General features: G+C 66.3%; 7 protein-coding genes and 1 tRNA gene. 6 read left to right on the top strand and 2 right to left on the bottom strand.

Annotated features, from left to right (window positions below):
- Positions 1-168: 168 nt before the first annotated feature.
- A tRNA-Tyr gene (locus ACFV18_RS18780) sits at positions 169-249 on the bottom strand.
- A gap of 215 nt (positions 250-464) precedes the next feature.
- Between ACFV18_RS18780 and ACFV18_RS18775 the strand changes: the two genes are divergently transcribed.
- From ACFV18_RS18775 to ACFV18_RS18765, 3 genes are all read left to right on the top strand, one after another.
- A complete protein-coding gene (locus ACFV18_RS18775) occupies positions 465-953 on the top strand; it encodes a YajQ family cyclic di-GMP-binding protein (protein WP_380484478.1) in 489 nt (162 codons plus the stop codon).
- A gap of 372 nt (positions 954-1,325) precedes the next feature.
- Positions 1,326-2,909: a hypothetical protein gene (locus tag ACFV18_RS18770; RefSeq protein WP_380484476.1), complete on the top strand. Its 1,584-nt coding sequence runs from the start codon at positions 1,326-1,328 to the stop codon at positions 2,907-2,909.
- A 115-nt stretch (positions 2,910-3,024) separates the two neighbouring features.
- A complete protein-coding gene (locus ACFV18_RS18765; protein ID WP_380484474.1) occupies positions 3,025-3,726 on the top strand; it encodes a hypothetical protein in 702 nt (233 codons plus the stop codon).
- Between the two features lie 88 nt (positions 3,727-3,814).
- On the opposite strand, the gene ACFV18_RS18760 is transcribed toward ACFV18_RS18765, so the two are convergent.
- Complete coding sequence (locus tag ACFV18_RS18760) at positions 3,815-4,147, bottom strand: tyrosine-type recombinase/integrase (protein ID WP_380484472.1); 333 nt, start codon at positions 4,145-4,147, stop codon at positions 3,815-3,817.
- Between the two features lie 106 nt (positions 4,148-4,253).
- On the opposite strand from ACFV18_RS18760, the gene ACFV18_RS18755 reads away from it, so the two are divergent.
- From ACFV18_RS18755 to ACFV18_RS18745, 3 genes are all read left to right on the top strand, one after another.
- Positions 4,254-4,436, top strand: coding sequence for a hypothetical protein (locus ACFV18_RS18755; RefSeq protein ID WP_380484471.1), 183 nt, complete (start codon positions 4,254-4,256; stop codon positions 4,434-4,436).
- Between the two features lie 70 nt (positions 4,437-4,506).
- On the top strand, positions 4,507-5,130 hold the full coding sequence (locus ACFV18_RS18750; protein WP_380484469.1) for an NUDIX domain-containing protein: 624 nt from the start codon (positions 4,507-4,509) through the stop codon (positions 5,128-5,130).
- 244 nt (positions 5,131-5,374) lie between these two features.
- The gene (locus ACFV18_RS18745; RefSeq protein ID WP_380484467.1) at positions 5,375-6,349 is read left to right on the top strand and encodes a DUF4238 domain-containing protein; all 975 of its coding nucleotides are present in this window, start codon (positions 5,375-5,377) and stop codon (positions 6,347-6,349) included.
- The last annotated feature ends 216 nt before the right edge of the window (positions 6,350-6,565 follow it).

The following is a 6,565-nucleotide window of genomic DNA, read 5'->3' as shown; positions in this document are numbered from 1 at the left end:
TCCTCCACACCTACAACTACCATCGCTGCCACACCGCACTCGGAGGACAACCACCGATCACCCGCGTCAACAACCCTGCGGGTCAATACAGCTAGGCCCTCCCGATCCGGGCAACGAAACAGCCCCCGGTCTGCGTTTCCGCAGCTCGGGGGCTGTTTCACTATCCAGTGGCGGGTGCAGGGTTCGAACCTGCGTAGCTTGCGCGACAGATTTACAGTCTGCTCCCTTTGGCCGCTCGGGCAACCCGCCAGGGATGGTGTCTCGCGGGGCGCTGCCCCGTTCGACGTCGTAAACGATACCCGATGTTGGGGGGTGGTCTGCCACTCGTTTCGTCACATGATGATCAAGGTCGGGAGGCGAGCTGTTGCGGGCGGGCGCGCGGGGGGCTGGATAGGCTGGGGCGTCGCCCGCCGGTGGCGGGTGGCGCAGACCGTGCAGCCAGTAGTTCAAGGAGACCAACACCCATGGCCGACTCCAGTTTCGACATCGTCTCGAAGGTCGAGTGGCAGGAGGTCGACAACGCGATCAACCAGACCTCCCGCGAGATCGCCACCCGCTTCGACTTCAAGAACGTGGGCGCCGAGATCAGCCGGTCCGGCGAGAAGATCGAGATGAAGGCCAACGGCGAGGAGCGGGTCCGGGCGATCCTGGACGTGCTGCAGACCAAGTTCGTGAAGCGCGGACTGTCGCTGAAGGCGCTGGACGCCGCGGAGCCGCACCTGTCCGGCAAGGAGTACAAGATCTTCGCCAACATCAAGGAGGGCATCACCACCGAGGATGCCAAGAAGGTGGCGAAGATCATCCGCGACGAGGGCCCCAAGGGCGTCAAGGCCCAGGTCCAGGGCGACGAGCTGCGGGTCAGCTCGAAGTCGCGCGACGACCTGCAGTCGGTGCAGGCCCTGCTGAAGGGCAAGGACCTGGACTTCGCGCTGCAGTTCGTCAACTACCGCTAGAAAACTCCGCCGACCTGCGGAAACGCTAGCTTTTCGGCCCGGGAGGGCACATCGAGGGCACGTGCTGACGACAGCGTCAATCAGCGCCACTCGGTGTGCCCTCCGCGCTCTGGCGAGCGCCAGCCCTGGCGACGCCGACCGAGGGCCACCGCCTGGTAGGTCGAGCGCCAAGGCGCGCGGCTCTCAGGCCAGAGATCTCCATGCTCGGGAACCATCGACGAATCAGCCTCGCCCTACGGAGCGTCAAGATCGCTGGACAATGAGTCACCATGGGGGGATGACTTGCGAGCCAACATCGACGTCGATCCGGACAGCGTCCGACGTGTAGCTGTCTCCATGCACGAGGCCAGCTCGGACAGTCGCCGGGGATTCATGCTCGACGACGCGGAGACAGCCGGCGGCGCACATCTCGGATGGCAGGCGGCCGGTGCCAACTCCCAGTGCGTCACTGCCTGGAGGGGCCGTCTGCACAAAGAAGCGGACGAGGTCGAAGCAGCGGCCGAAGCGCTCAAGGCATCGGCGCGACGCCCAGTGGCTGCGGGGTGCCTGATGCTGACACTCGACGATCTGGATCGAGCCCAGCCCCAACTCTGGCAGAAGGCCTGCGACGACGCGCTGACCACGGCAAGGCACTGCGAGAACGTTGCTGCAGTCGCACGTGAAGAGGTCGCCCGCACTCTCGGCAGCGCATGGCTAAGCCCGGCTGGGGACTCTGCCCGAACCCGCTTCGCACGGCATGCAGATGCCTACGAGGCCGCGGCCCTCTCCATGCGCGATCTCGCCAAGGTCTACGACCGGCTCGCCACCGCGATGTCGAACGCCCAGCGAGCCCTGCACGGTGCGCTCGACTTCGCGCACGGTCACCAGCTGAAGGTCAATCAGGACGGCACCGTCTACACCGACCCCGTGATCACCAGTCCGGCCGGAGCCGCAGCCCTCGGCGAGCAGATCGACCAGGCACAGGCTCTGATCACGGCGGCACTGCGCGACGCAAGCGCTGCGGACAATGCAGCCGCCGACGAGCTTCGAACGCTGACCCAACTGGCCCCCGTCGAGAGCTCCAAGACAGTCCAGGAAGCACTCGATCGCGACGGCAACAGCGCCCTCGCGATCGCCATGCGGCTGCAGAGCACCCAAAACGGACCACACCGGATCAACGTCCCACCCGAGATGATCGAGGCGGCCCGTCGGGCATCCGCCGAGACCGGCATCAGCGCGAACCTGCTGCTCGCCATCATGTGGCAGGAGCAGCAGTGGTACCAGAACCAGGAACCCGGTCTGGACGGACCACTGACCACCGCGGGGCGCGTGGCCAACTGGTCCGCGGAGGAGAGTCTCAAGCCGGACAAGTCGCTCGGCATCACCCACGTCAAGCTCGCGACCGCCCGGAGCGTGATCAGGGACAACCCGAATGCATTTCCAGGTCTCTCCGGACTCAGCAACTCCCAGCTCGCGAAGTACATCGAGGAGAACCCGAGCGAGGACGTCCGGCTGAGCGCCTACTACCTGCAGCAGCTCCAGAAGAACCCTCACGGAGCCAGCACCGACAAGCAGCTGTTCCTGCTGTACGCGGCTGACACGCCGCAGGTGCGCGACTCCAACGCCCAGTACGGCGATGACGGTTCACACCGCGGCGCGGCCATCAAGGACCGCTCGGACAGCTGGGACAGTTTGCAGCAATCGCTGCGCGACGCGGACGCATGGAACAACCTGCCCGAGGCGGAGCGACGCAAAGCCCTGGATGAGCTTGCAGCCCAGACTCCCAACGATCAGAACGTCAACGTGAACCCCATCTACGCCGGTCCGGGAGTGAGCACCGGCGAGCGCGGCACCGCGCCACTGCCCCCGGACCAACCCCGCCCGCCGGTTCTGCCGTCACCGGGTGCCTCCCCCGCGCCAGCACCCGGCGTGCCGACGCCGAGCCCCGGTCCGGCCCCTGTGCCGCCAGCAGGTTGAGCGCCCGATGCGCCGACCCCACCTCACCCGACCGCTGCTCGTGCTGCTGTCCGCCGCTTCCCTGGCCTCCTGTGGAAGCGGCGGGCCGCCGCCACGCGTCCCTATGCCCTCGAACGTGCCGACCGCACCTCAGTTCGCGAATGCGGATGCCGTCGTGGATGCTCTCGACAAGGCAGGCGTCCCGTGCCGCGTCACACTGCGCAACACGTTGAACGGGGGATCGAAGATCGACTGCACAGCGACCGTAAACAGCAACAGCTTCGAGTACGTCGTCGAGGTCTATGACCCAGGCCGCTTCACCCGTGACGACATCGGGGACGCGATCGCAGCAGGACGCACGGCGTTCCACCAGACCTTCGTCGCCGCCGGGAACTGGCGTATCAACGTCGTCAACCCCGCCTACGCGCCGCAGATCGCCCAGGCCCTAGGCGGCGTCGTACTACCCGGCGACGAGCTGACAGTCCCCGACTACCCGCTGCCGTCGATCCCGACCTCCCCCCGCTACGACAGCATCGACCAGCTCGCCGCAGCCCTCGACGCCGCCGTCGGCTGCGAGGAGCGGGCACCCGGAGCCGCCGGCTCGCTGACCTGCCGAACCGGAAGCAAGGTCGGCCATACTCCGAACTGTGCGACCCTGCAGCTCTACGGCAGCGACACCGACCGGGACAAGGCGCTTCGCACCGCGGTCGCCTTCCGCGGGGCACCTGCCGCCCTGGCCACGGCCGCGAACTGGTCGATCAGCCTCTGCGACTACGGGCTCGCCGACCAGGTCGCGAAGGAACTGAACGGCGTCGTCGTCCGATACAACGGGCAGTAGGACGAGGTGGTGCGCGCCCGGGCCTGCGGTCAGCCGAGTGCGCGGACCACAGCCCCCGGTCGCTGCACAGCATCCGCGCACCCGAGCGCTACGTGGCCGAACGGGACGGACGCTTCGAGGGCATCGCGCTGAAGACAGCCTCGGTCGCCGCCCTCGTTGAGTCCTCCTCGTCCGGCCACAGGTGCGTGTAGGTGTTGAGCGTGATCGACGGCTTGGCATGCCCGAGCCGCCTCTGCACCGTCTTGACGCTCTCCCGGTGCTTGATCAGCACCGAGGCGTAGAAGTGCCGGAGGTCGTGCATCGTGGCGTCGTCCGGCACCTGACGAAGCGTCGGCTCCGCGTCGGTCGGCCGGCCACGGCGTTCCCAGCTCTTGAGCGCGCCCTCGTACTGCTTCCGCAGGGCCTCGTCGGCAACCCGCACGAGGGTCTCCCACACCGACACCCAAGAAGCCGCAGGCCAGGGGCCGAGCAGAATTGCCGGACAGCCCCCGGAGCCTCGGGCCGTCGGCCGGCCGGCGGGCGCGCCGTTGGAGGATCTGGCCGGCATCGCCGTCCGGGCGTGGACGGACACCGGGAGGCTGAGCCGGTCCGTCGTCCGCAACGCGGTACGCGCCCAGGGCCTCACGTTGTCCGACGAACGCCTCACCGCGGTCATGAAGATGGTCCGTCCGGACGAACCGGACGACGACGGTCCCGCCGCCAGCATCTGATCCCGGCACTTCCGCTCACCCCGGGTGCCTCGCTCGGCGCCGTCCCGCGAGGCACCCGGATCCCCTCTCTGTGATCCAGACCAGGCCCCGTCCGGTCCCGCCCTCCGTCCCCACGCACCCCCAGGAGTCCCCTCTGACGATCCACCAGCCCGACCCCGGACACACCGACAGCCCCGACGGCGACCTAGAAGCGCTCCTCAACTCGCCTACTCCCAACGGTGATCCGCGACTGGCGTCCGAACTGACCGCTACCCAGCCCCGCACCACCGCCGGGGTACTCTTCTTCGACGAGGACGACCGCATCCTCCTCGCCAAGCCGACCTACAAGCCCGGCTGGGAGATTCCCGGCGGCTACTTGCACGCTGGAGAGACCCCGAGCGAGGGCGCGGCCCGCGAGGTCGAGGAGGAGCTCGGCATCACCCCGCCGATCGGCCGCTTACTCGTCGCCGACTGGGCGCCTCACCCCACCGAGGGCGACAAGCTCCTCTTCGTCTTCGACGGAGGCATCCTCTCGGTCGGCGAGCTCACACACATCACCGTCAACCAGGTGGAGATCGGCGAGTACGCCTTCCACACCACCGCCCAGCTCGACGAACTCCTCATCCCACGCCTCGCCCGCCGCGTCCACGCCGCCTGCGCCGCCAGGACGAAGTCCGAGACCGTCTACCTGGAGCACGGAGCAACTCGCCCATAGGTCCGCAATCTGACAGGCCGCACGGTGTAGTCGCTGCAGCCAACTAGCGAATGCGATCAAGGCCGTTCACGCCCGCACGCCTTGCCCTTGGCAGCGCGTGCCTGGCCACCCAGCCCTCGGCATGCACAGCGCAAATTTGGCCGCCCGGCGTCACGAATTGGTTCCAACCACAAAAACCCCGCGCTACGAGCAGCGATCAAGATCTATGGTCGCAGGCGTGGGAAGATCACCCCAGAAGCCACCTATGAAGCGACGGCACCACACCGTGCCGAAGTTCTACCTTGCGCGGTTCGCCGACAAGCGCGGTCAGATCATCCGCGTCCCCTTGCCCGGCAACGAGAGAAGCACCGTCTCCGTCAAAGACGCCTCTGTAGTCAAGAACTTCTACCTGCTTGAGACTGATGAAGGCGTCTTCACCGATGCCATTGAGGATGCACTCGGGCAGATCGAAGGCGCAGCGGCCTCCGCATTCCGCGCCGTAGTCGACGACGGGCAATGGCCTCCCACGGATGAGAATCGCCAGGCCATTGCATTGTGGGCCGCCGCCCAACACGTTCGGGTTCCACGCATCCGGCAACAGGGCAACGAGATCGCCGACCACATTTTCAAGCTGCAGGTTGCAGTTGGCGGGAAGCCGCAGGTCCGCAAGGTACTGGAGCAGGCTCACGGCCGCAAGGTGACCGATGAGGAGGTGAACGAGCACTGGGCCGAGATGACGGACTTCGACTCCTACAGAGTATCCGAGCATCCGAATAAGCACCTGCGCCTTATCGGCGACCTGATGCCGCGCGCCGCAGCTCATTTTTTCAGCAGGCCATGGGGCTTGATTAGATTCGAGCAGAAATCACTGATAACCGCAGACGATCCCGTGGTCCTTATGCGCCACCCCAACAGCTCACCCTACGACGGAGTGGGTCTGGCCACCGCTGAAGCCCTGGTGATTCCACTAGACCGCAGGGTAGCGCTAGTAATCAACAACAGCTCCACCGGCGACGACTATAACGTCTCTCCAAATGCCCTCCTCGCCAATCACATCAACCAGATGGTGGTCTTCAACGCACACCGCGCCGTCTTTCACCATCCGAAGGACGCTCCCCTCGATAGGCTCGACATGCCCACCCCCGCCGAGAACACCATGAGCATCTCAGGCGATCCTCGTGAATTCCTTATGCCCAACGGCTGGCCGTCAACTTCAGCTTCATCCGGGGGCACCTCCTGATCACCGACGTCCTCATCCCCGAACGATGTGCAGGAGATCACCTCTAACCGGCGCCCGGCAGAACCCGGCGGCTATCGAAAAACATCCGCGCCGCCCAGGGGCACGTAAAGACCAGCAGAGCAGACCAAGCACCACAGGCGTAGGGTACGCGAGCAGAGCGGCCAAACTTCTGACGGATACAGCCAAGACCTGTGGCATTTTGTCGGTGCCGTCTGC

This window comes from Kitasatospora sp. NPDC059673 (assembly GCF_042734215.1).
In the GTDB taxonomy this organism is placed as follows: Bacteria; Actinomycetota; Actinomycetes; order Streptomycetales; family Streptomycetaceae; genus Kitasatospora.
Note: the sequence above shows the minus strand (reverse complement) of the source record. Positions and strands in the feature narration are given on the sequence as shown.